22 protein-coding genes are annotated in these 23,812 nt (G+C 37.4%); 9 read left to right on the top strand and 13 right to left on the bottom strand.

Annotation, left to right across the window (positions count from 1 at the left end; all coding sequences use genetic code 11):
• Positions 1-7: 7 nt before the first annotated feature.
• Positions 8-436 carry a hypothetical protein gene (locus HS5_RS03280; RefSeq protein ID WP_236752685.1) on the bottom strand — a complete coding sequence of 143 codons (429 nt, stop codon included), beginning with the start codon at positions 434-436 and terminating at the stop codon, positions 8-10.
• A gap of 74 nt (positions 437-510) precedes the next feature.
• Positions 511-1,167, bottom strand: a complete 657-nt coding sequence (locus tag HS5_RS03275; RefSeq protein ID WP_236753451.1) for a sulfocyanin-like copper-binding protein — start codon at positions 1,165-1,167, stop codon at positions 511-513.
• Between the two features lie 147 nt (positions 1,168-1,314).
• On the opposite strand from HS5_RS03275, the gene HS5_RS03270 reads away from it, so the two are divergent.
• The 6 genes from HS5_RS03270 to HS5_RS03245 all read left to right on the top strand — a co-directional run bounded on the left by HS5_RS03270 (position 1,315) and on the right by HS5_RS03245 (position 8,780).
• Positions 1,315-1,467, top strand: a complete 153-nt coding sequence (locus tag HS5_RS03270; RefSeq protein WP_236752683.1) for an LPXTG cell wall anchor domain-containing protein — start codon at positions 1,315-1,317, stop codon at positions 1,465-1,467.
• 82 nt (positions 1,468-1,549) lie between these two features.
• Entirely contained in the window at positions 1,550-2,086 is a 537-nt protein-coding gene (gene soxA, locus HS5_RS03265; RefSeq protein WP_236752682.1) for a proton pump complex quinol oxidase subunit SoxA, read from the top strand.
• Between the two features lie 122 nt (positions 2,087-2,208).
• Positions 2,209-3,729 carry a proton pump complex quinol oxidase subunit SoxB gene (gene soxB, locus HS5_RS03260; protein WP_236752681.1) on the top strand — a complete coding sequence of 507 codons (1,521 nt, stop codon included), beginning with the start codon at positions 2,209-2,211 and terminating at the stop codon, positions 3,727-3,729.
• A 57-nt stretch (positions 3,730-3,786) separates the two neighbouring features.
• Positions 3,787-4,347, top strand: coding sequence for a DUF1404 domain-containing protein (locus HS5_RS03255; protein WP_236752680.1), 561 nt, complete (start codon positions 3,787-3,789; stop codon positions 4,345-4,347).
• A gap of 111 nt (positions 4,348-4,458) precedes the next feature.
• Positions 4,459-6,642 (top strand): glyceraldehyde dehydrogenase subunit alpha, encoded by a 2,184-nt coding sequence (gene cutA, locus HS5_RS03250; protein ID WP_236752679.1) that lies wholly within the window; start codon positions 4,459-4,461, stop codon positions 6,640-6,642.
• A gap of 425 nt (positions 6,643-7,067) precedes the next feature.
• A complete protein-coding gene (locus HS5_RS03245) occupies positions 7,068-8,780 on the top strand; it encodes an APC family permease (protein WP_236752678.1) in 1,713 nt (570 codons plus the stop codon).
• 128 nt (positions 8,781-8,908) lie between these two features.
• On the opposite strand, the gene HS5_RS03240 is transcribed toward HS5_RS03245, so the two are convergent.
• From HS5_RS03240 to HS5_RS03195, 10 genes are all read right to left on the bottom strand, one after another.
• On the bottom strand, positions 8,909-9,220 hold the full coding sequence (locus HS5_RS03240) for a hypothetical protein (protein ID WP_236752677.1): 312 nt from the start codon (positions 9,218-9,220) through the stop codon (positions 8,909-8,911).
• A gap of 41 nt (positions 9,221-9,261) precedes the next feature.
• Positions 9,262-9,453, bottom strand: a complete 192-nt coding sequence (locus tag HS5_RS03235; protein WP_236752676.1) for a DUF5678 domain-containing protein — start codon at positions 9,451-9,453, stop codon at positions 9,262-9,264.
• Between the two features lie 142 nt (positions 9,454-9,595).
• Positions 9,596-10,033 (bottom strand): conjugal transfer protein, encoded by a 438-nt coding sequence (locus tag HS5_RS03230; protein WP_236752675.1) that lies wholly within the window; start codon positions 10,031-10,033, stop codon positions 9,596-9,598.
• A 56-nt stretch (positions 10,034-10,089) separates the two neighbouring features.
• The gene (locus HS5_RS03225) at positions 10,090-11,328 is read right to left on the bottom strand and encodes an ATP-binding protein (protein WP_236752674.1); all 1,239 of its coding nucleotides are present in this window, start codon (positions 11,326-11,328) and stop codon (positions 10,090-10,092) included.
• Positions 11,329-11,398: 70 nt separating this feature from the next.
• A complete protein-coding gene (locus HS5_RS03220) occupies positions 11,399-12,526 on the bottom strand; it encodes an MFS transporter (RefSeq protein ID WP_236752673.1) in 1,128 nt (375 codons plus the stop codon).
• Between the two features lie 1,087 nt (positions 12,527-13,613).
• Positions 13,614-13,964 (bottom strand): PaREP1 family protein, encoded by a 351-nt coding sequence (locus tag HS5_RS03215; protein WP_236752672.1) that lies wholly within the window; start codon positions 13,962-13,964, stop codon positions 13,614-13,616.
• 506 nt (positions 13,965-14,470) lie between these two features.
• The gene (locus HS5_RS03210; protein WP_236752670.1) at positions 14,471-14,956 is read right to left on the bottom strand and encodes a hypothetical protein; all 486 of its coding nucleotides are present in this window, start codon (positions 14,954-14,956) and stop codon (positions 14,471-14,473) included.
• A 46-nt stretch (positions 14,957-15,002) separates the two neighbouring features.
• The gene (locus tag HS5_RS03205) at positions 15,003-15,467 is read right to left on the bottom strand and encodes a hypothetical protein (RefSeq protein ID WP_236752669.1); all 465 of its coding nucleotides are present in this window, start codon (positions 15,465-15,467) and stop codon (positions 15,003-15,005) included.
• Between the two features lies 1 nt (position 15,468).
• Positions 15,469-15,888 carry a hypothetical protein gene (locus HS5_RS03200; protein ID WP_236752668.1) on the bottom strand — a complete coding sequence of 140 codons (420 nt, stop codon included), beginning with the start codon at positions 15,886-15,888 and terminating at the stop codon, positions 15,469-15,471.
• Between the two features lie 43 nt (positions 15,889-15,931).
• The gene (locus tag HS5_RS03195) at positions 15,932-18,514 is read right to left on the bottom strand and encodes a hypothetical protein (protein WP_236752667.1); all 2,583 of its coding nucleotides are present in this window, start codon (positions 18,512-18,514) and stop codon (positions 15,932-15,934) included.
• 157 nt (positions 18,515-18,671) lie between these two features.
• Between HS5_RS03195 and HS5_RS03190 the strand changes: the two genes are divergently transcribed.
• From HS5_RS03190 to HS5_RS03180, 3 genes are read left to right on the top strand one after another with little or no spacing between them, the layout of a single operon-like run.
• A complete protein-coding gene (locus HS5_RS03190) occupies positions 18,672-19,205 on the top strand; it encodes a hypothetical protein (protein WP_236752666.1) in 534 nt (177 codons plus the stop codon).
• 5 nt (positions 19,206-19,210) lie between these two features.
• Positions 19,211-21,499 (top strand): hypothetical protein, encoded by a 2,289-nt coding sequence (locus HS5_RS03185; protein WP_236752665.1) that lies wholly within the window; start codon positions 19,211-19,213, stop codon positions 21,497-21,499.
• Between the two features lie 4 nt (positions 21,500-21,503).
• A complete protein-coding gene (locus HS5_RS03180) occupies positions 21,504-22,952 on the top strand; it encodes a hypothetical protein (RefSeq protein WP_236752664.1) in 1,449 nt (482 codons plus the stop codon).
• Between the two features lie 15 nt (positions 22,953-22,967).
• Here the strand turns inward: HS5_RS03180 and HS5_RS03175 are convergent, their stop codons facing one another.
• On the bottom strand, positions 22,968-23,750 hold the full coding sequence (locus tag HS5_RS03175; protein WP_236752662.1) for a hypothetical protein: 783 nt from the start codon (positions 23,748-23,750) through the stop codon (positions 22,968-22,970).
• Positions 23,751-23,812 lie beyond the last annotated feature (62 nt).

Here is a 23,812-nt window from a genome sequence, read left to right as displayed (position 1 = left end):
TTATGATTTATGCAAGATTAAGCTGTAGGCTCTGTCCGTTCTCTAGATGGATGGTCAGTGACGTGATATTGGAGCACGTAGTGTTAAATGCAATTATTATGTCATGAGTACCTGTCGGTATTTCGTCACCGTAATACGAGCCTTTGTAAAAGACGAAAACTTCACTAAAAGGAATTACTACTTTGCTTGTTTTTATACAGCAAATCGGAACTGGCTTCCCTGGGTTATTAATTGTAGCATTAATATAGTATAAAGTCCCATTGAGATTTATCTTTGTTATGCAAGTAAGTCTTCCATATTTTAGGCAGCTTTTAATGACACTTAATGCACAGTTCTTTGAGCTAAAAGGTTTTATTATAAGAAATGAGAATATGATAATTATGACAATTATAATACTAGCTATAATGATATAATTCTTACTTGCGTTCTTCATCATAAACAGATAGTCTTCGATAGTTTATTAATCTTGTTTGAAAATGATCGAAAAGTGGTTAGAAAAAAGGTTTGATTTTATTCTTCTTCTTGTTCTTCTTCTTCGTCTTCTGTTTCTTCGTTAGTTACTTCGTAATATGGTTGTGTTATTGATGATGAGCATTCTATTACTCCCCACATTCCGCTTTCTGCGTGGTCTTCGTAACCGCACGCGAACCAGTAGTATCCTGGTGATAGAGTTATTGACCCAGTCGCTGATCCTCCTGACGATACTCCGGAATCGAAGTAGTCACTGGAAGTTACTCCCGCGAATAATAGAATTTCCTTTGCTGGTATTATGCTACAACTCGGTGTTGCAGTACTGTTCTTAACAATAATGAAGTTATGGTCTATAGGCTCATAATTAGTATAAACAACATCAACAGTCCACCCAGCAGGAATGTAGAGATGCAACTCACCACCACTAGTACCATTAAAATTATAAACCGTAGCATTATCCCAAGTAGAAATATACAAATACACAGTATGAGTAGAAGGATTATATGGGAGTAAGTTTTTAGTCACTTGAGTTGGAGGTACAGTAGTTGTTACTGGTGTCGTAGTTACTACTGGATGGTAGCAATGTACAGGATAAGTGACTTTTGCAAAATTATACGCTAGAAAGCCTGCCATTATTGCAGTACCGCCGAATATAAGTATCAGTATTACAGCTCCTATTTTACTTACAGCTCTCATAGTTCTCAAGATATATTTTAGAAAAAACGATAGTATTTATTTTTTATCTTAGTAAACTAACGAAGCTTTATATCATTTATAAAAAGATTTTCATAATATTAAATGAAAAGAAAAAGATTTATATATTCCCAGAGCGAGTGAATGTGTGTGACAAACATGATCGTCTTCGTAGCTTCTGCAACAACATCAGCATCTCCGGCAAGTATTCCTTTTGAGAACTTTTTTGGATTCCTATTAGCGGGTTTAGCAATACTGGCAGGGATAGGCTATTATCTCTTGATGAGAAAAAAAGCCATCTAACCTTTTTTGATCACATATATTTTTTATATTTTATAAGAAAGAAAAGCTTTTAAACTTTCTAAAAATAAGAAAGTTTGAGAACATGAGTGCAAAACACAGGGATTGGGAAAAGATATGGTTCGGCGTAATGTTAATTCTTGTAATAATATTCATAGCATGGTCATACGAATCCATCCTCACAGGCTCTACTGCAACTTATAGATACGGTCTACCGTTAAAGTGCGGTCTACCTTCAAAGTTACCTAACGGAACAATAGTTATTTACATGTTGGCAGTACAGTGGGCATGGATACCTCAGAACGTATCGGAATTAATATATCTACCTAATGGTACTGTTCATCAAGTTTTAATTACCGATGCAATAAAATACATTGACGGTTATCCATACATTAGCGTTTATCCTAAGCAACCAATAGAATTGGTGCTTTACAGTAATAACGTAGTTCACGCATTTTACATGCAGTTACCTCACGGAGACCAGAACTGGAACATAGTGCCTGGAGTAAATAGTTATGCATTCTTCTATGCTCCAACGACTCCCGGTAACTATTCCTTCCACTGCGCAGAGTATTGCGGTATCGGTCACTCCTACATGTACGGATATTTTGAAGTACAATGAAAAACTAAATCTTTTTTATTTCTATCTCGTTTCAGTTTAATTTAAATTTTAGTTTTAACTTTTTATGCTTTAAAAGAAAGAAAAGCTTTTAAACTATGTTAATATAATTATCAAGAGAAACAATGAAGTTATATCCTAAGTCTACAGTAGGAGTAGCACTAATGTATACTGGAGGAGCACTAGCCTGGCTAGCAGTATTAGGGATTGCAGCGTTATGGTTTAGGACAATATTATTATCTCCACACATATGTTGTCCAAAAATAGGAGAGAACGTAATTTCTCCTTTATACTACTTCTTGGTGACAATGCACGGACAAATAGGAATGTTCATTGTAGTTCCGGACTTGACTTTAGCGGCAGCGGCTTACGGGCTTTATAAGAGTAAAATGAACATATTGCACTTTAAGATAATGACCATAGCTTTCTGGTTAATCAACCTGCCGCTGATATTCGCATTTGCAGGACAGCCCACAACTGGTTGGTACGAATATCCTCCTTTATCTTTACAGACTGGAACTTGGATAGTATACGGCGCAATGCATGATGCAAAGTTATTGATAGGCTTAGGCTACTTCATGCAGGTTATTAACACAATAGGAGCAATAATTGGTGGGCTTACATTATTCTTCGACGGATATAAGACCAGACCTAGGGAAGGAAAAATACCGATATTTGCCGCATACGGAATGGCTTTTGGAGGAATGTTCATGCCAATAACAATTGTTGCATTAACGGGAGCTGCCCTATGGTATTCATTATACTTCTGGTTCGGAGTCCCCGTAAATCCCTTAACTTGGGTAGTGCTGTTCTGGTTCTACGGTCACCCTGTGGTTTACTATGTCCCATTCACAGTATTCGGAGGGTTGTACGTTTTAATTCCTCATTATGCAGGAAGACCCTTATACAGTGAAAGGTGGGCTAGGTGGAACATAGCATTACTCTTCACTTTCGGAATGTTAGCTTGGGTCCACCATCTACAAACATGGCCTCTACCTGTAGCAATAAGGGCTTTCATAACTCCGACTACGTTAATACTTGCAGCTGGCTCTGGGCTTACTGTCTTGAACTTAGGTTTAACAATCTTCACCGGCAAGGGATATAATTGGAAGAACCCAATAGGAATGGCTTCATTAATTGCATTAATAGGCTTCATATTAGGCGGAATACAAGCTTTAATGCTACCAGAAAACCCACTCAATATTCTAGTCCACAATACTTACTACATTGTAGGGCACTTCCACATGATGATATGGACTATTATAATAATAGGATTTACAGCAATCTTATTAGATATGCTAAAGGCTAAGATGGGTAATGCAGACTTCTCCAATTTAGGTAGAGGTTTACTAACAGCAGGATTAATGATGTGGACTTCCTCAGCACTAGCTCTAGGTTATGTAATGAGCTATGCCGGATACAACGGACTAGTAAGGAGGTGGGATGCTTATCCTCTCCAGTATTTACCTTACATGGACGCAATGACTTACTTAGCAGTAACAATGGCAGCATCGTTCGTAATGTTCGCTATACCCATTTTAGTAACTTTATTGCCTATAAAAACTTCAGCCTTCTGGGTCTCAACAGAGGCTCCTTCTCTACCGTCAACTTCCTTACCCGGGACAATGGCAAAGCACGATAAATAAGAAAGCTTTGAAATTTATAAGAGAAAACTTTTTTAAGTATTAATCAAATATTTTTTTATGATTAGATACTCTAAAGAATTCGAAAAAAAGGATTTAATCCTTCCCATAGCCCTTTTAGTTGCATTCCTTAATCCTTTTACACAAGGTTTAGAATTTACGAACCCCATTGCTTATATGTTAGACCATTATGCGATTTATGCAGCTGGAGTCCTCCTAGGTTATAAGTTACTTAGGACAAACTTTTACCTCTTCCTGCTAGGTGTAATACCTGCAGGATTCTGGCACATCCCCATGTTTTTTGCATTAGGAGCTTCTTTTGCCCAATATAGGGCAATAGAGGAGCTTACCCTTTTCCTGGGCGGTTTAATTGCTGGAGGTTATATTCCTCAAATGAAACTTTCCGGTAAGGTAGGAGCACTTGCTGTATACATGATAGCTGACAGCATTCTTAGTATATTCTTCATCTTAGAGTACAAACAATATACTCACAACTGTTACTCCTTTCTGGCGTATACTCCTTCTCAGCTGCCTTTTGTCGGAATTTCAATGTTTGCGGTAATGAATATCATCTTAATATATGCAATAGTTAAAATACTAAGGAATGCGGCAATATTCTAAATCAGACGGGCAAGTTCTCTTCACTCATCCGCTTGACCCTTTCATCACGTACTATACTACATGGATTTCTCCTAATAAAAATTTTATAATCAAATATTCCTAACTATAACTATGTACATCGGGCAGAGGATAAGGAGGAAGGAAGATTTAAAACTTATAACTGGAACGGGAAGGTATGTAGATGATATAAACCTAAACGGAATGTTTTATTTAGCAATCCTGAGGAGTAATGTCCCCCACGCAAGGCTAAAGAAAGTAAACGTTGAAGACGCACTTAAACTTCCTGGCGTGGTAGACGTAATAACAGGACTTACAATAAACGTTGAGAACAGACCTAAAAATTTCCCAATGGCTGTGGATGAAATATTATATGCCGGACAACCAATAGCGGCAGTTCTCGCAGAGGACAGATATACTGCTTACGACGCACTTGATTACATTTCCTACGATTATGAAGAACTTCCCGCAGTAATTGATCCAGAAGAGGCGTCAAAGGACGAAGTTAAAGCTGTAGAAGAAAGTAGTAACATTGCATATTCCAAGGTATATAAGGGAGGTAACGCGGAAAAAGCGTATGAGGATAGTGAAATAAAAATAGAGGAGAAGTTCTACATATCTAGGGTTTATCCTTCACCAATGGAACCTAGGGGTTTGGTAGCTGATTACCAACAGGATAGGATAACTGTTTATGCATCAACTCAGTCCCCTCACTACATGAGGTCTTACTTAATTTCAGCTTTTCCTGACTTTGACTTCAGAGTAATCCAGGCGGACGTTGGAGGAGCTTTCGGTTCAAAGTTATTTCCTTATGCTGAAGAGTACATTACTGTTTATGCTTCAATAAAATCAAGGAGGCCCGTAAAGTTCATCAATACTAGGAGTGAAGAACTTCATTCAACTTACCATGGTAGGGGTCAAATACACCACGTTAAGTTGGGTGCAAGTAAGGACGGTAAAGTAAACGCAATAATTGACGACCTAATAATCGACCTCGGTGCTGCATGGCACGGGTTTTACTTAGCTGATATTTCCTCAACTCTAATTACCGGACCTTACGATATTAAGAACGCCATGGCGAATATTAAAGGAGTCCTAACAAATAAAGTTCCCTTAGATCAGTACAGAGGTGCAGGAAGACCAGAGGCTGCCTTCGTTTATGAGAGAATGATGGACATTTTGGCTGACGAGCTAAGAATTGATCCAATAGAACTGAGGAAGAAGAACGTAATAAAGGAGACTCCTTACGTTAACCCATTTGGCTTAAAATACGATAGCGGTAATTACTTAGATTTACTGAACAAGGCCGAAGGAATTTACAAAGAAATGGAGAAGAACGCTGAGGAACTTAGAAAACAAGGAAGAAAAGTAGGAGTAGGGCTCTCATTCTACGTGGAGCAAAATAACTTCGGTCCTTGGGAGAGCGCCTCAGTTAGGTTATTAGCTAACGGTAAGGTTGAGGTCATAATAGGTGCAGCTCCCCACGGTCAAGGTACAGGGACTGCAATAGCCCAAATAGTTGCAGACGAACTGGGGATTAACATAGACGACGTAAGCGTAACTTGGGGCGATACTGATAAAATTTCCAACGCATTTGGAACTTACGGGAGTAGGAGTTTAACCTTAGCAGGTAATGCAGCACTTCTCGCTTCAAGGAAGCTGAAGGAGAATATAATTAAACTTGTGGCGTCATTCTTACAAAGTGACCCTGAGGAGATACAATATAAGGATGGGAAAGTGTTTAATCCTAAGAGCGGTAAAGCGTTGAGTCTTGCTGAAATTGCAAAGATGGCAACTTCAAACCTTGGCGGTACCTGGAATTATAAAGCTGAACCTACTTTGGAGGCTACTGCTTCCTTCGGTCTAGATAATTATACTTTCCCTTACGGTAGTCACATAGCAATGGTTGAGGTCGATGATTCTGGAAAAGTTAGAGTCTTGGATTATGTAGCTGTCGACGACATAGGGCTAGTAGTTAACCCAATGCTTGCAGAGGGACAAGTTGAGGGAGGAATAATGCAGGGCTTCGGAGAGGCTATAATGGAGGGTATTGTATATGACAACAGAGGTAATTTACTTACTCCATCATTTGCTGAGTATACAATTCCTTCTCCTGCAGAGTCTTTTAGGATGAAGTGGATGTACATGGAGGAAGGTATGTCCAGCGCTCCTCTTCCAGCTAAGGGAATTGGAGAAGGTGCCGCAATAGGTGCTCCTCCCGCAATAGTTAGGGCAATAGAGAAGGCTAGTGGAAGGAGGATAACTACTATCCCTGTGAGGATGGAGGACTTAATTTAATTTTTTATAGGATTATATTAGTTTATATAAATCTTAATTTCGTTTAGACGTTAAATCTTACCTAAATTTTATCGTTGATAACTTAAGTACTTAAGTTATTTCTTTGAATTTAAAGGGAAGATTTTACGGGTTAGATGAAATGAATTTAGCACTAGATAAATCATGAATGCTTTTTAGATTTCTTCGATGTTCTTATTTTTTAATTACTTTTTAATTCCCTACATGTATGATGCTGGTAATTTTTAATCATCTTTTACTTTTGTCAATAAAAACTTTTTTAATCTTTAATATTTTCCTCTTTTAGATCAACATTTTTAATTCTGTCCCTAACTATTAAAAAAGTATAAAGAATTATCCGTAAAAATTACATGATTTTATCAGTTATATAAGCAATTCTTTTATATAGTTTATAAATACAATAGTATATGTCTAGACAAAGCACAACTTCATCAGGTGTAAAATTAAAAAGAGAGTTACGTTTAATAGACCTGTATTTTGCAGGTTTAACTGCGGTAATAGGTTCAGGATGGATATTCGGAAGTCTGGAAACAGCGTCTGCAGCGGGACCTGCAGCAATACTTAGTTGGCTATTTGGAGGTGTTTTCATTCTTCTCATAGCGTTAGTTTGGGCTGAAGTAGGTACAGCAATACCAGTAGCTGGTGGAGCAGTTAGATATGCTAAATACTCTCATGGTGGATTAGCTGCTTCAGTAATAAGTTGGAGTGTAATATTAACTTATATTGCGGTACCTGCAGCTGAGGCAGTTGCAGTGATTGAAGTACTTCAGGGCGCTTTAAGCTTATACGGGATAACTTCCTTGACTTTATGTTCCTCAGGTTTTCCCACTGCTGAAGGACTTGTAATTGCTTTAGCACTATCTGCTGCATTCTTCTTCATAAATTATGTAGGAATTTCAGCGCTCAGAGCAAGTAATTTTGGGATAACATTATGGAAATTAGTAATACCTTCGCTCACAGTTTTAGCAATACTAATACTAGGTGTACCTAGGTTTACATCAAACTTTACAACGCCCTCATTTGCTCCATACGGGGTTTTACCGGTATTCTCTGCAATTCCTGCTACTGGAGTAGCTTTTGCTTACTTAGGGTTTAGGCAACCTATAGAGATGGCTGCAGAAGCTAAAATGCCTGGAAGGGACATATGGAGGGCAGTATTAGCAGTTGTAGGTACTTCAGTATTGCTTTACACAATGCTTCAAGTAGTATTCATAGGAGGATTTACTTGGAATTCATCAGCCTTCGGAACTAAGGGTATATCGCCAGGTAATTGGGTTGGATTAAGCTCTGTAAAACCTCCAATATATTCGTTCCCGTTCTTTTACGAAGTTGCAGGTTTAGGGTTAGGTGCATTAGCAATAATATTAGCTATTGACGGCGTAGTTTCTCCCATTGGTACTTTAAGCCAATACATGGCATCAACTTCAAGAGTTCTTTACGGAACTTCTAAGGAAGGATTCCTCTCAGATAAGTTCTTCGAAATTCACCCTAAGTACAGAGTTCCAGTGTGGGGATTAATTGCAACAATGATAGTTACAGTAGTCCTCTTAGTAATGGCTTATGCTGGTACTTTAGTCTCCTCTGTTGGAGGAGCTTGGAGCGCATTAGTTTCAATTATAACTACTACCGGAGTGTTCTCTTACATTATAGGCTCAGTGTTCCTTCCAATTAGTAGAAAATATGCTCCAGACGTACCGAGACCTTTCAAGTTACCAGCTCACCAGATTATCTCTGGAATAGCTTTCGTAGTATCCGGGCTGTTAGTATACTGGGGTGCAGGATCTTTAATAGCACCTTGTGACCCCTACGGTGGTTATATTTTAATAGCAGTAATGTTAGCTGGAGCTCTTACATACTTCACTTATAAAGAGAAAAAACCTTGCGACATTAAAGCTGGAATGTGGGTTATAGCAATGTTAGTATTTGCTGGAGTTCTAGTAGCCTTAGGCGGTTACGGTTTTGGAATAATACCATGCTCTCCAATACCTTGGCCATGGTTCATCGATATCATAGCAAACATAGGGTTCTATTTTTGGGCGTTATCGTCAGCAGTCCCAGAATGCCACATAAAGTATAATATAAATAAAGGAGTAGAGGCAAGTAATACCGAAAGCCAATAGAGATTTTTCTTATTTAGTATAAGTCTAGATATCATTATTCAAGGATGCTAGATTAAACTAATCAAGTGATTTTCTTTTATTTTATTGGCAGTCATTTCAGAGCCCGTCAATGTATATCGATAGCCATTCTAATTTGTACATACTATGAATTGCTTTAAGAAATCCTCTCTACAAAGAATTATATCAGGTCTAACTTCTTCAGGAAAGGAATTAAATAATATTGATGGTGAACTTATGTTCATTTTGTAGTTTTCTAATTGAGGAAAAGTAAAATCGAAAGAGTATCTCTCATACTCCTTATCTACATATCTAAGTTTTAAATCATCTTCTGTAAAACATTCATTAATAATCTCAGAATTAATTATGGTATACCTACTCCCAGAATCTATTATACCTAAGACGAGCCTTTCTCCTCCCCGTTTTGGGCAACTTATTTTCACTTTAATTAATGTAATTAAATTATCATGAAATTTAGAGAAATTTAACGACCTTTAACTTCGACGTACTTAGGGATATATACTATTGCATAATCTGTTATTCTATATCTTTTTTTGTTTGATTCTTCTATTAATTCTTCTCTCGTGTCTGCGTAGCATATTATGTTAAAATTTTCATCAACTGCGATGTATTTTCCTAAGTATTTAGGATCAGTTACCTCTAAACTCTCAGGCATAGTAAAAAAATTACCGTTAAAGGTTAATCAGCTTTTCCTAAAAGAAATAGTTATGAGCAGGAGGAAAGTCTAGGACTTAGGAGGGAGCTAAACGCTTAAGGGAGATTTTTATAGCGAAGAGGGTCGTCTTACCTATTGTACACTAAAATATTTTGTCCTTAATTAAGGAATGTGCGGTATACTCTGGATATTTAATGTATACATATCTAAGGAGGTCATTCAAAGGAACTACAAGCTTCTCTGACACAAACCTAACGAACTCGTCATCTAAAGATATTGAAGGTGCATTATCAGTTATCTCGTATGCTTTCTTAAATCCCACTAAAGCCCCAGTTATTATGTCCTCTACTGCCTCTTCTTTAACCTCCACATAACCCTCCTTTTTAAGTTCATAAACGTCGTCCTGAAGCTCCTTACTAAATGGACCAAAATAATATGGTATAAATTCATATCCTAGATCGCGGTTGAGCTCTTTCTCCACTAAAAATACGACCTTCTGTAATCTTGTTGCAGTCACTGTGACGTTTGAATCTTTAGCAATACGTAGTATCCCCAGCACATAATACTGTCCACCAGCCATATGTATACTATTATAAATTATGGTATTAAATTTTATAGAATTGAGGGGATCTCACTTCAGATCATCAGCAGAAACTTCCACAGAGGTTTAACTTCAATTCTCTTATTTCCTATGACAATTTCTTCCTCCTTCTCCCAGGTTATTATCTTTAGCTTCCTAGCTCCTAGGATTGAGGAAGCCTTTAAAAGACCTGTCGTTTCCCTCTCTTTTATTTCCTCCTCATCGTAAGTAACTTGTATAAGTTCACCGTTTTTCTCGTCGTAAAAGTCCACTTCGTAATCGTCACCTCTTACATAGTAAATTCCTTTACCTTGGTTTTTCCTGAGCAAATGAATTGCCACAGCGTTCTCCATAATCCTACCGAAGTCCTTCTTTATCACTACGTCATGTATTATTCCCGGGTCTACTACGTAAACTTTCTTATTTTCCCCTAAGGAACTTACTTTACCAGAATACCTTCCCACGGGGTAAACTAAGTAACTTTCAACAATTCCTGAAAACCACTCTTCAACAGTCTTATAATCAATTTTAAGCATTCTAGAAAGCCTATTAAAAGACACCTCAGAAGAATAAAGGGAAATAACTGCAGTCGAAAAGTCCTTAAACTTCTCTATCCTCCTTATCTTAAGCCTGATAACGACGTCCTTAAATAGTATGTCGTTATAAATACTGTTAAGCATTGCTCTACTTCCTAACGCTAGGACTTCAGGAAAGCCTCCCACTTCTAAGTATTTCCTTAAGCTGTCCTTAATTACTGCTTTTTCTCTAGTCGTAAAAACGTCTCCCTCAACATTAGCGCTGTTAAACCTTAAATACTCCCGAAAGGAGAAAGGAAAGAGCATGTAGTCTATATGCCTCCCTGTTAAGGAAGTAGAGAGCTCTCCGGATAAGAGCTTTGAGTTACTCCCCGTTGCTATTATCCTCTTTCCAGCCCTCCTAAGCCTGCTTATAAATGGTTCCCATCCTTTAACGTTCTGTATTTCGTCAAATAATAAATACCTAACGTCACCGTAAATTGAATATATTCCTTCCTCAACCCTGCTAAGCTCCTCTGCAGTTAAGTTCCTTAACCTCTCGTCGTCGAAGTTTACGTAAGCGAAGTTTTGCCCCTTCAGGAGGAGGAGAGATAAAGTAGACTTCCCAGACCTCCTCACTCCGGTTATTGCTAAAACGTTCGGTATTGAAAGGTAATCCAACAACGAAGGGACGTCTCTAGGAATTATCCTCCCTTTAAGTAGTTCTTCTGCTTCCTCCTTCTGTTCCTTTAATACAGCCTTAATTTCTTCAATATTCATTGGAGTATACTCCAGAAGTCTGATTATAAAATTTTGGAATATACTCCAGAGTCCATATTACTTAACGACCTTAGAATTTTATAGGTTTTACTTCCTGTATCTTTAAGTAAAAGAGGGAAGCAGTGACCCTTAACGACGCCACAACCAGCATCATAACTTTTATTGCGACGACTAATCCGAGGAACTCTAACTCCTCAACTCCTAAGGAACCAATACTCGAGCCTATTATATCTCCAAGACCACCAACAGCGTTATAAAGCCCTAGCCCCTTCCTCACGTCCTTTGAATTATCGTAAATGTAAGAAAGGTAGGCAGTAGAATTTATGGAAGAAGTGAAACCTGCAACTATGTTTGCCAAGTAAATCTCGTAAACTGAAGTCGAGAGAGCATAACTGAGAGGGAAAACCGATAAGGCTAACCTACCTAAGAACATCATTAGCCTCCTATTTTTATCTACGAGCTCACCTATCTTCCTCTGAAGGAGGAGGGTGGAAAAGTTAGCTACCAAATCTATTATTGCCACGTTCTCAAAACTCATGTTGAATACGTAAACCTGTGCAAGGGGAAATAAAGGCCAAGCCATCGACCATACAACGTCAAAAAGGAATGTAATGAGAAGGAACTTAGTTAACTCCTTGTTGAGGGAGAGACCTTTTAGAGGCTTCCTCGCATAATCAACGTCAAAACTCAAGGAAAGCAGTGAAGTGAACAAGAAAAGGAGTCCTGAGGTCAAGAAAAAGTACTTTACTTCACCAAATTCCCTATTTACCGCAAAGCCCGTGATTAGAGTAGCTATTATTCCTCCTATGACAGAGTAGAAGGAGTACTGTGCCAAGATCTTCCCTCTGGAAGTATTGCTCACTCTCTCCATAATTAGGTACCAGCCGTAAGCTGAGACACCCAGAGATGCCTCAAGGAAAACGTAAACTATAACGAAAATAGAGTTAAAAGGGATAAAGGAGAGGGAAATCCAAAGTATTCCAGATACGAGAGTCCCAGCGAAAGTCAACGTCTTACCGCGGATGTTGAAGAACCCAAGGAGAAACTGTATGAAAGAAGGTAGTGCTGAGCCTGCTGAAGAAACTATAGCAAGGCTTTCTCCGGAAATTCCGAAGGCAGCTGAAACAAAGGAGATGAAAGGTTGTGAAAGGCTTGATGCAAAGTTCTTTATTATGATGTAAGTCCTTAAAGGTTTCATCAGATATTGGAGAGGTAGAAGAATTTAAGGTTATCTGAGAAGAAGATTTATCGTTTCTGAGGATGGAAAAGACGTTGAAATCCAGTTTTTAGGTAGCGATTTCGCTTCCCTATATATTATTAGTTATGGCTTCTGGTAATGACATAGTCATTAATATTTAAAACCATTTACACCCACAGTTAATGTTAAAGGTCATTGACTTAATAAGGGAAAGCAGTTCCCAGTAGTTTATAACTACATAAAGTACAGAGTTTCTTAACTATTTATTAATAGATAACCCGGACGATGTGATGATTTATGAGTTTCTTAAAAGGGGAAAAAAATACATGTAATGCAAATAGAAGTAGAAGGGCTAAGGAACTTATTAATGATCTGTATGAAGATCTAAGAGGAATTTGCTAATGAAAGTGGTTATAGCTGAAGGACTTAGCGATGTTTCTTGCAGGGTTATTAGGAATTACTAGACTAGATATTGCTAACAAGGAAGCACAGAAAATAGTAACCAATTACTGATGCACGAGTGCGTGCTAATCTGTGAAGGGGGAGGTAAAAGTGAGGTCTGTAAAAGAGCCAGAGAACTTAATTATATTCTATCTAGCAAAAATTATAACTTTAAAATTTATCTACTAGCTTGTGATGCTAAGGATATTAAATGCGATACAATAACACGTTCTACCTAGATAAAAGAAACTTGGACGAATTACTCTTTATGTCATAAATGCAAATCCTTTCATCACGAATAAGCAAAGCAATTGCTAGAAAAAGAGTTCAATAACTTCGACACTAAATTAAAAGTTTACCTTCTCACGTTAAGAAATTCGTGACAATTACAGAAGTTTGGACGGATTTAAGTTCATTCTTTTATTTTATGGGAATAAACTATAAATCTCAGTTATTATCTCAGGATAAAGATTTACCTGATTTGTATGATTTGATGGCTGAAAGCACTAGAGATGAGAGAAGGAAAAAGCAGTATAACTCATTTTTATAAAGTGTGGGAAAGAATTATTAATACGAAATTAGTAAGCCTTGTTATCTAATCCAGTATTAGCTTTTGCTCTGAAACCAAAGTGTTAGATTTGTAGACTCAATCTTTTGTTGACGCGATACTGACAATATGTCTCACATAATTTGATAATTCACTTATTACGTTAGGGGCCAATTTGGCTGTAATTAAACTCACTGCAGCAGCCCAGTCAGCAATAATCTCCTCACCGTAAATTTTAGCCAGTTCATCAACTGCTTCGTTAAGTAGGTTTAAATCCCACTTTCCTTTTTCCTCTGCTTCTTTTAACACATTAACATTATTTTTTATCATTAGAAGTTTTAATGCCTCTTCTGCTGCTTTGTAATACTTCTCGCTGGCTTGAACAGTATCTCCTTTAGCTAAAAATTCATCTGCCTCCTTCAAATAAGTTTCTGATAAAGGTATTGACATAATTTAAACTTTACATAATCATATATTAATTTTACCATTCAGAATGCTTTGTTCTTCGCTTCAATTTCCTTAGTGGTAAGCTTTTTTTCTAAATTCCTGATTGCCCATTGAATTAAAGGTAAGTTTGACGTTGACTTTGATAAAAAATGTATAGCAGTTGTTGTACTTTCCCTTAGTAATACAGAATTCCGATATTGTCGATAAAGTTTTTAGGTAGACGGCTGGTTAGTTGAAAAGTGTAAAGTCATAGAAGTAGATTAACTGTCTCAATTCCCTTAAACTGAGGAGTTGTACAGATTCGTAAAATATGTTTATTAAACTATCTAGATTTATTGAAAATCTTTAAGCCACGTTAAAGTAGAACAACTGCTATATGCAGAAATTCACAAAGTATATTTAGAACGTCTTCACAATGTTACAAAAAAGGTAAGAAAAAAGAAGAAGAGAAGAGTTATAAAAAATAGGGGTTCAAGGGGACGGGGAAAAACTCTACCTTTTAGAGTAGCTCACTGTATTGTAGATATCTTTTTAACGAACTTACACTTCTGCAGTAAGATTATCTTATTTATCGTAGGGGGTATTATCAACTCGTCAACTCCTATTATCGAGTCCACGAAATTCAGAGTATCCTGGTCTATGTTAAGAGTAAGTCTCTTTATATTCCTGAAAGAGATCGGCTTTCCGGCTTGAAGGATCTCATCCCTCGTGACCGTCAGTTCCTCAACGTCGGAAATTACTACTAAGTCTTTCTTAGCTTCTTCAAAACCTTGGACGAAAGACTTCCCTGTTTCTTTAACTCCTTGTACAACTTGATTTACAGTATTCCCTGCTTTACTTGTTAACCCAAGAAATGTCGTAAGGGATTGGTTAACTACTTCTCCCACAGTCCTCCCGGTTTCCCTTGCGGTTATTACTGCTTTCTCATAAATGCTCTTATCTACACCTCTAATGGTTACAGTTTTCTTGTTTTTATCATCTTCATTGTTTGACATGTTTAACAATATGTAAAAACGCGGTTATAAAGCTTTTCCGCAATGGTTACGTAGAACTGCCTGGGGCAATGAATATTAAATTACCGTAATTAGTTACTATTACTAAGTCAGAGGGCGAAGTTAGGCAAAAAGTAATTGTGTGAGGAGCATACGAAATCGGCACTATTAGAGGATAACTTGACTTAACAACGCACCACTTACCGTTATAATACAGAATTTCTGAAATATTAAGTTTACAAATTGGAACTCCTCCTACATCCTTTGCAAGGCAGAAAGTAAGTATAACCTTGTATCCTCCTTCTTTTTGTTGGAGGGAATATGAAATTTTTAAGAAACCCGAAGAAATATCCTGACAAATTAAGCAGTGATAATAAGAATAACTCTCCTTCGAGTAGAGAATTGTCTGGTCATTCTGGGGAAAATACATGAGTTCAATTCCTAATGGGATAAATATAGAGAGGACTATTACAAGGATTATAACCATCATTACAACGTTAGATAACCCTTTCATCTCAAGTCACCTTTGCAGTAGAGCCATAAGAAACTGTAACATAGTAAATTTTACCGGCAATATTTAGTTCAACATTTACTTCTTGGGCGTAACCGCATAATTTATAGATTATACAATGACTAAAGTGCTTACAAGGCTCAAACGGTGAGTATTTGGCATTAACCCAAATACCGTTAGAGTAATTATAAATATGTAAGACTTCAGGCTCAATTGCCGTGTAACTAACGTTAAGTATGCCTCCATTGTCACTGCTAGTGTAGGTAATAGTTATTATTCCGTCGTTAATAATCTGAGGGTTCTGAGTACTGCAGGACTGGGACTGGTAATAAGGATTAAGTAAATAGAAAGCAAGGGGGATAAGTATAACTACGATAATAACTAGAATTATTAGGAAGGCAACGAAATCTGAAATTCCTTTCATTAATCATTCACACCTCTTCTATTAAATCTATAAGAAAAAAGGTTTAACATATATACGTAACGTGCAAGAAGCAATACCCACAATTAATGGTTGAGTACGTAGGCTTCAATTCGTTATAGTTAACGCATGGAGTTACTAGATAGAAGTATTCTACAGGGGTCTGGCAGTTCAAGTGAAGCTTTACATAAGACCCGCAGTCCTCCATTAAGCTAACGGCATTCGGTTGAGTCCCCTCGTACAACAAGAACTGATAAGAAGGTTCACCGCTTAGGCTGAGTATTAAGTGAGAGCCCTTAGGTACGCCTATGTAGCCACAAGTAGTACCACATTTCCAAGCACATATTGTTACGGGTTTACTAGTGCAGTCTGCACGCATGCATACAGATATTTTTGCAATACACTCGTTAATTGTTATATAAACGTTGTAGAAAACGTCAGTCCCCTGTTTAACGATTAGGCTACACACTTTATGTACGGTACCTCCACTCTTCAAGTATGCAGGGTGAACTATCGGAGTTATGTTATAACATTCTCCGTTATTAATAGGAGAGATATTAAAGAACGTGTAGAAAGTGCTCGTCCCATTAGTAAGCGTTATGTTGAGGTAGTTCACCTCAGTAGCGTTGGGGAACACTGAGAACCACCCTGCGACGCCGAGGCTTGAAGTTACTTTAGGATATATTTCTATTTGACTTAACTCTGATTGTGGAGGCTGTGTGTTGCAAACTATTACTTTTGAGTTACCGCCAACACTAACACAGTTTGCGTAGAATAGGGCATATTTAGACGCTCTAATTTCAGCACCTCCATTAAGGTTAATATTTTGAGCCTTTATAAGAGCATATCCGCATGTATTGATTAAACTATTTCCGTTCATCGTAATGTAAGAGCCTGACCCAGTATCTATTATCAACGGTCCTTTCTTGACATTTAAACAATTTCCTCCTTGAAACGTTATGTGAGTGCCATACCCAGAATTTAATATTAGACCTCCGTTTATAGTAACACGACAGAAGTTTATCGTGTTATGAGCAGGAGCTTGTATAAATAAAGGATAGCATGAACAAATAGTATCTACTCCAGCCAAGTCTACATATTTAGCGGTAAAGCTTATTATGTAATTCTTATCCTGTAAGTTGACTCCCGTAAGCTTCACCTCAGTAGGTATACAGCGTGGATTCGTGAAATTCACTATAAAAGGCCCGCAGGAGACGACATGAATGTCGCACTCTTGTTTGCAGTTTGTACCACAAAAGATTAATTCATCAGCTGGAGATGATGTTGAATAATTAAATAATGCTCCTTTTTCAAAGTGGATGTTAGCTATACCACTAACTACTGAACATCCTTCTGACACTACTAAATTACAGAACCTTAAATTAACGCCGCTAATATCTTTGAACCCTTTTTCAAATACTACAGGGTATTTAAACAGTATACATTTTACATTCAATATATTGACTCTACTAATATAATTATTATCTATACATAGGGCACGCTGGGTGAACTCTAGAGGTTTACATACAATTAGAGTAGAATTAGCCACACAATATTTTACATTCGTCGGTAGTATCGAATTAGTACCGGGTGCGTTACATGTCAGGAAACTATAACTATTGATTTCTTTTTCCAACTTTACTTGGCAGGCGTAAGGGTTATAGTATTGATATATTGGGTTTACGAAAATGCAGGGGCATGGAGGGACATAATTGGTGCACTTAACGCAAATTTTATTTTTGCAGTTAGGATTATAATGAATCTCTTTTTCAATATTAGGGCTCATTAATATCTCTTCTACGTTTTTCAGACAATTGGCAGCATCTTTCACCTCAAAATATCCAGATTGCCCAAAAACTCCTAATGCCCTGCCGTTTAAATTAACGCAGGAATTACCAGAAATGCATGCATGCATATTTTCATTTGATCCTGCAAACATCACAGCTATATGGCTTAAGCATTTCTCATATAATTGGCAATATGTTATAGGCTGAGCAGTAACAATTCCGTTAACAGTATTTACACCTTCAGAGAGGCTGACGAAATAAGGATATGCTAGCCTGTACATTTGCCCATCTATATTTGCTAAAATCCAAATTACTGGGGTCTCATTAAGCGAAGTTACGAAAGTTACGTTAAGTGTTTGGCCATTACAGACGGTAAATGCATAAGCTTCAATTTTTATACCTTGTTGCGTAAGGAAGTTGACTTGACCGTTAAATAGGAATGGTTTCAGTTGAGTGTCTCCTCCTTTTATACTTACATAACCTACGTAAGTGGGGTGTGCAACTTGGTTAGGAATAGAAGTAGGTACATAAGTATACGGGTTGTAAGTGGAGGGCATTAAGAAGGGAATTAAGTAAAGCTTTCCGGTATAGCCCGGTAAGTTCACTGTTACTATGGAGTTTACAGTAAAGTTCAATGACTGAGGTTTACTTTGCGGGATTATATAACTTATTACTGGCTGTGTTGAGCTTACTTCTAAAGCCTTTGAGTAACTCTCAGCAATGTAAAGGGGGTTAGTTTTTGCCTCAATTATTGAGGCTGATGAAGAATAATAAGCTAAAATTCCTAAAGCCATGGATATTGTAATTATGAGGAATAAGAATGTAACTAATGTATTATTCATTAAACCACCCTTCACCTTTTAATTTATCATATCAAAATTAGCTTATGTTCTATAAAAACCTATTCCAATAAATTAAGGGAGCTTATAGGCTAAATGAAAGAGTATAAACAGAGAAAGTCTTATTTAAAGGAAAAATATATATAGAATTAGTGATAAAATGGACATAGCACTATCGGACTTCATATTGATTATTGCAGCTATAATAGTAGGATTGGTTGTATTTGGTTTTACAAGTGCTTATATTGCTCCTCAATACGCTTTTACTTACGCTGAGCATGACGCAAAGACGATTTCCCAATCAACTTTCATGGACGTAAGTCCTCCTGAGACTACAAGTACCGGTTGTTGTAATTACTTGATCTATGTGTATTCTCCCGGCTTTTCTGGAAACTTTACTATAGTAGCTTTTTACATACCTTCCAACGACCTTCAATCAATAGCAGTAGTTACTCCCTCTTCTTCGTCTTCCTGTCCGGTTTATATTAACTCGACCTTAGCTAAGAAGATAACTTTGGGTAACGTTTACGATATAAACGGTCACCTTTTAGTTTCCGGGGTTTCCGGCTACACAGTCCCGGCTAATTATCCCATACAGATTATTATTCCTCCTAAGCCGGGGTATTCTTTAGTCATTTGGGTGATTTATTCAGATGGAGGTTATAATTTTAGAATTTCATACGCATATGGGTGATAAAAATGAATGGTAAAAGCAAAAAGGGAATTTCATTAGTAATAGCTTTTGTAGTCTTAGCCATAATTATTTTCTCAGTTTTAATACCTTTCCTCATTATAAGAAGCTCTACTCAAAACTATTCTAATGTGAGTGCAGTTTCTGCCTCAGCTTTAGCTAGTGAGAGGGGATTACAAGTTCAAGACGTTGAGAGTGGTGATCCAACGATAGTTACCGGTCAGAGCTCTCAAGGACAAGTTTTCCTATGCTTCCATTACAATCACGGCTCAACACCAATTACTATAATAGGAGTTTATTACTTCTGCCAAAGCACGGGTAAATGGATTTCAGCTTATCCAAGGTCGTTTACGGTGACTGAAAATGAGAGGATTTACCTATTTATTCCTACAGGTTATAGTGGTGTAATAGAATTAGTAACAAACTTAGGCAACATATTCTATGTACCGGTTTCCACAATAGGTGCTACAGCGTCTACTAATATTTACTGTATTATTACAACATCTGCTTACATTACAACTCCCTCCGGAATAACGTACTTGCTCCATAATGGTACTGAATTGATAACTCCGTCCTATTGCTGTAGCTTACCCAGGTTTGCAAAGAATAATGAGTCCTATAATTTACCTAACGGCACTATAATTGTGTATCCCAACGGCACAACTTATCCTTTACCAAAAGGAGGAGTACTTCACCTTAATTGTAATATACTAAAGCAAAAATATATAAATTCTGCATACTTCCCGTTCTCTTCCTTCCTGACCGGTTATCAGAGCGATAATGATAACATAGGTCCGTTACCGATAGGACAGAGAAACCCGGAACTTAATACGCAAACTGTAGTACAGTGGTTTATTGCTAGCGGTTGTTTAGCGCCAATATATCTTTATGTATGTGGTGAAGCACCATCTAAAGCACAAGAGAACATAGTATATGTTACTAAGTATGCCCCAACAGGAGGATATATGGTGTGGACTGGAGATGCCGGATTAATAGTCGGAGCAGGAAAAATAGGATTTGTAGATCCTCCGTCTCCACCTTCACCGCCTTCTCCGCCACCTCCTAACACGCCGCCTCAAAATCGTTGCCCTCCACCATATTACGTAGCATTTACTGTTCATCTAGCTAATGGCTCTTGGGCAACAATAGTTGATACATCACCTATACAAGCATATGAAAAGGAAAACGATGAAAAAGCGTCTACTTTAACTCTTGCAGTAGGAGTATTTAACTTTAAGACCGGTACAATATGCTTATACGTAAATGGAACGGTTGTAGATAAAGGAACAGTTAGTTGTAAAAATTTGGATATAAATTCATCGTCATTCATGGACGTAGGGTCTGTATATAATGTAAGTCCGAATAGTCTGAAATGGTTATGCGAAATTCCAGGCTTTCCTGGAGACATTAATACGGGAGGAGATAGCTGGTATTCATTCAACGGCGCTTTTGGTCCTACGATAATTTATAATACTACATTAACTCATTGTCAAATTCAGAGTATACTTAGAGGATGCATTCCCTCTCCTCACGACATTGTAGTATTATGGTCTCAGAACTCTGCGGAGTACGTTCACATATGTACAAAGAACTGGGAAGCTACTCCTTGTTATAATTATTGTTGTAATAATATAAACCCGCCGCCTTCAGGTTCATGCGGAGAATATGATTATGAAATATTTAACTTAGCAAACCTATGTGAATTAAATGGCTTCTGGGGATTAGGTGGAGCAATTCCAACTTCATTTGCTCCGTTCAGTGATGTAGTACTGTGGGGAGGTGCTTCACCTATAGTGATTAACCCCTCAGCGCTAATTCATTGTAACGTAAATATAACAGTAAGGTATAGTGCATGTTTAAAACCAACTACTCCTGGAGGTTATCTATTCTCAGTAAACTTTACAGATCCATTGCCAGGGTCAACCCAAGAAAGGAACGGTCAAAACGTGGCCTATGCTAACGAGTGGGCAACAGTTTATATTAACGGACAAAAAGTGTTTGAAGGTGAATTTGTAAATCATCAGTTACATGTAATATACAGTAATGATCCGTGTTACGTCGAAAAGAACATTCCGATGTTCTCATGCTATGTAAAATCCCCTGCGAACATAACAGTGGTATTCACATTTAATATGTATGGAGTTAAGGCACCTCAACCTGGACCTGCACCGGGACCAGGACCATCAAATAATAATTGTAACTATCCAGTGGTATACTTTAACTTAATGTGGCAACCGCCTGGAGAGCATTGGTTAACTTATATCCCAATAACTCAATTAACGCCTTATCAAGTGTGAAAAAATGAAGGGATATTATTATTTTTTATTATTATTTCTCCTCTTCTTACCATTATTTTCCATTACTCTGCATGCCTACTCCATTCAACCAATATCTTTAACGACTTTCCACGGGAAGCTTTTTGCAGCTACTAGATGTGCAATTTATGAGCTATGTAATGGTTCTTGGGTTAAGTTACTCCAAATAAACAACGTGGAACAAATAGAAGGAGGAAGGGAAGGGATTTACATAAATAACGGTTCTTCTATCTATTACTACAACTTTAGCAGCTTAATTCCAGTAAATGTTACAAATGCTTTCAAAATGTTTTACGATAATTATACTGGAGAACTTTACGTTACTGGGAATTCCCACCTCTATATAATAAACTGTAGCGAAGTGGTTTCCTCTTATTATATTCCTTTAAGCTTCTGTTACGTTACTTTTAACTGTAAAGAGGCAATAGTTGATAGCCAGTGCGGTTATTTTATATTCTTTTACAACGGTAGTGAACATTTAACGATAAGCTGTCAAGACGCATTTGCAGGAATGATATTTGCTGACGGAAAATTCATAACGGGATCTTTTGACCCAAGAGGTCTATTCATTTATAATAACTTGAGCGTACTTTACATAAATAAAATATGGGACATTTATTTAAGACAGTTACCCCAGTATAATATTACCCTAGTGGACACTGAAGTAACTCCTAACTGCATGATCTACTTTAAGGGAATGCTTTACATCTCTTCTTGTCAAGGTATTCAAGTAATGAACCTTGAAAACTACCAAACTGTGTATTATAACCCCTGTCCTGCTTACTCGATGGTCGTTTATAACTGCTCGGTGTTAGTTGCTACTAAGTCCGGCATTATTTCTCTTGATTTAACTCCTTTGCCTCTCTATACGCTGACTATAAATAAGGTTGGAGGCCTTTACGGTAAGGTTATTATTAACGGCACCGAGTACACTTTCTGTAAGTACCTAAGCCTCAGATTAGAGGAAGGAGTATACAACTTAACTTTCCTAAATTGTTCCATCTATAAGCCTTGTGTAAGGAGTGAGATAGTTAAGTTATATTGTAACAAGACGGTAACGATAAAATACGTTGGAATACCGGAAGAATTGAGCATTGTACTTAAAGGGCTAAGTAATGGAAGTAAATACACTATCATTGTGAATAATCAAACTTACCATGAAGACACTAACGTAGTAAACTTCACTCTGCCCGCCGGAAATTATTGTATTAAAATTAACGTGAATGGCGTAACTAGGACGTTTATAGTTAACTTAATTCTAGATGAGAGATTAGTGGTAAATGTTCCAAGCACTTTTAGTCTAACTACAACTAGCATTACTAGTTTCTCATCAACTCATCCTACAAACTCACTAAGTGCTCCTTGTTACATAGGAATAGCTCTTGTCATAGTTGCAATAGCATTTATTATAATAGTAATACTGAGGAGGAGATAAAAGAAGGAGAAAAAGCTATACTTCTATTTTTTCTATTAAATCCTCAAGTTGTATCTGGTAAGCTTTCATTTTAAGTTCTCCGTTATAAAGGAGGAGGAGGGAAAGCGCCTCACTACCCGTCTTTAGGTCATTTCCTGCTAAGCAAGTTACTCTCTTTATATCCCTTCCTATAACTACTGCTAGGCATTCAAGGTTTGTGCCTGAAATTTTTACGAAACCGCTCTCAAGCTTAGGGACGACCTCCTTGAACTTAGCAATTACCTTGTTTGCGTCACCTTCTTCGCTTGCTACCTCAATCTTGTTGACTTCTATTTCCTCCGAAGGTTTGAAGTAGAACTTAAAGAAGGGAATAATGTGCCCTTCCACTATGTGCGTAGCTAAATCGAACTCGCTCCTACCGAAAATCCTAGCAAGCGTTGAAGTTTTATACGTAGCGTTTACTGAAATTGAAACTCTAGTCTTGTTATCGTCAAGTGGCGTTAGGAAGAAGTGGATTTCAAACTCAAACTTCCCGTCGAAGGTTGCACCACTGTATTTTACTTCTCCCGCTGAGATCTCTGGTCCTCTCAAGTATCCTAACGAGGCGTGGTAACTCTCAGGAGTCCCGAAGACGTAAGCAACTTGGTAGTCGTCCTGAGGAGACGTTAAGAACTCCGGAGTTACGTAGTCTCCTTTCTTCTCGTCCTTAATTCTTAGTATTCCTATATGCCCTACAATTCCTGAAAAGAAGAATGGGTTCGTAAAAACTCCCAATACTGCAGACCTATCTGCGTTTACGACTATCTCATTTCTGTACATAAACTTCATTACTAGAGGTAATATAAAAATATGTATTAGAAAGTTTTTAATAGAAATTAAAG

This window comes from Acidianus sp. HS-5 (genome assembly GCF_021655615.1).
Classification (GTDB): domain Archaea; phylum Thermoproteota; class Thermoprotei_A; order Sulfolobales; family Sulfolobaceae; genus Acidianus.
The sequence above is the reverse complement of the archived record's forward strand: the minus strand, read 5'-3'. Positions and strand labels throughout refer to the sequence as shown.

Bases quoted from the DNA above. Each gene is read 5' to 3' on its own strand.
- HS5_RS03280 (WP_236752685.1), bottom strand. From the start codon at position 436: ATGATGAAGAACGCAAGTAAGAATTATATCATTATAGCTAGTATTATA.
- HS5_RS03275 (WP_236753451.1), bottom strand. From the start codon at position 1,167: ATGAGAGCTGTAAGTAAAATAGGAGCTGTAATACTGATACTTATATTC.
- soxA (WP_236752682.1), top strand. From the start codon at position 1,550: ATGAGTGCAAAACACAGGGATTGGGAAAAGATATGGTTCGGCGTAATG.
- soxB (WP_236752681.1), top strand. From the start codon at position 2,209: ATGAAGTTATATCCTAAGTCTACAGTAGGAGTAGCACTAATGTATACT.
- HS5_RS03255 (WP_236752680.1), top strand. From the start codon at position 3,787: ATGATTAGATACTCTAAAGAATTCGAAAAAAAGGATTTAATCCTTCCC.
- cutA (WP_236752679.1), top strand. From the start codon at position 4,459: ATGTACATCGGGCAGAGGATAAGGAGGAAGGAAGATTTAAAACTTATA.
- HS5_RS03245 (WP_236752678.1), top strand. From the start codon at position 7,068: ATGTCTAGACAAAGCACAACTTCATCAGGTGTAAAATTAAAAAGAGAG.
- HS5_RS03235 (WP_236752676.1), bottom strand. From the start codon at position 9,453: ATGCCTGAGAGTTTAGAGGTAACTGATCCTAAATACTTAGGAAAATAC.
- HS5_RS03230 (WP_236752675.1), bottom strand. From the start codon at position 10,033: ATGGCTGGTGGACAGTATTATGTGCTGGGGATACTACGTATTGCTAAA.
- HS5_RS03225 (WP_236752674.1), bottom strand. From the start codon at position 11,328: ATGAATATTGAAGAAATTAAGGCTGTATTAAAGGAACAGAAGGAGGAA.
- HS5_RS03220 (WP_236752673.1), bottom strand. From the start codon at position 12,526: ATGAAACCTTTAAGGACTTACATCATAATAAAGAACTTTGCATCAAGC.
- HS5_RS03215 (WP_236752672.1), bottom strand. From the start codon at position 13,964: ATGTCAATACCTTTATCAGAAACTTATTTGAAGGAGGCAGATGAATTT.
- HS5_RS03210 (WP_236752670.1), bottom strand. From the start codon at position 14,956: ATGTCAAACAATGAAGATGATAAAAACAAGAAAACTGTAACCATTAGA.
- HS5_RS03205 (WP_236752669.1), bottom strand. From the start codon at position 15,467: ATGAAAGGGTTATCTAACGTTGTAATGATGGTTATAATCCTTGTAATA.
- HS5_RS03200 (WP_236752668.1), bottom strand. From the start codon at position 15,888: ATGAAAGGAATTTCAGATTTCGTTGCCTTCCTAATAATTCTAGTTATT.
- HS5_RS03195 (WP_236752667.1), bottom strand. From the start codon at position 18,514: ATGAATAATACATTAGTTACATTCTTATTCCTCATAATTACAATATCC.
- HS5_RS03190 (WP_236752666.1), top strand. From the start codon at position 18,672: ATGGACATAGCACTATCGGACTTCATATTGATTATTGCAGCTATAATA.
- HS5_RS03185 (WP_236752665.1), top strand. From the start codon at position 19,211: ATGAATGGTAAAAGCAAAAAGGGAATTTCATTAGTAATAGCTTTTGTA.
- HS5_RS03180 (WP_236752664.1), top strand. From the start codon at position 21,504: ATGAAGGGATATTATTATTTTTTATTATTATTTCTCCTCTTCTTACCA.
- HS5_RS03175 (WP_236752662.1), bottom strand. From the start codon at position 23,750: ATGTACAGAAATGAGATAGTCGTAAACGCAGATAGGTCTGCAGTATTG.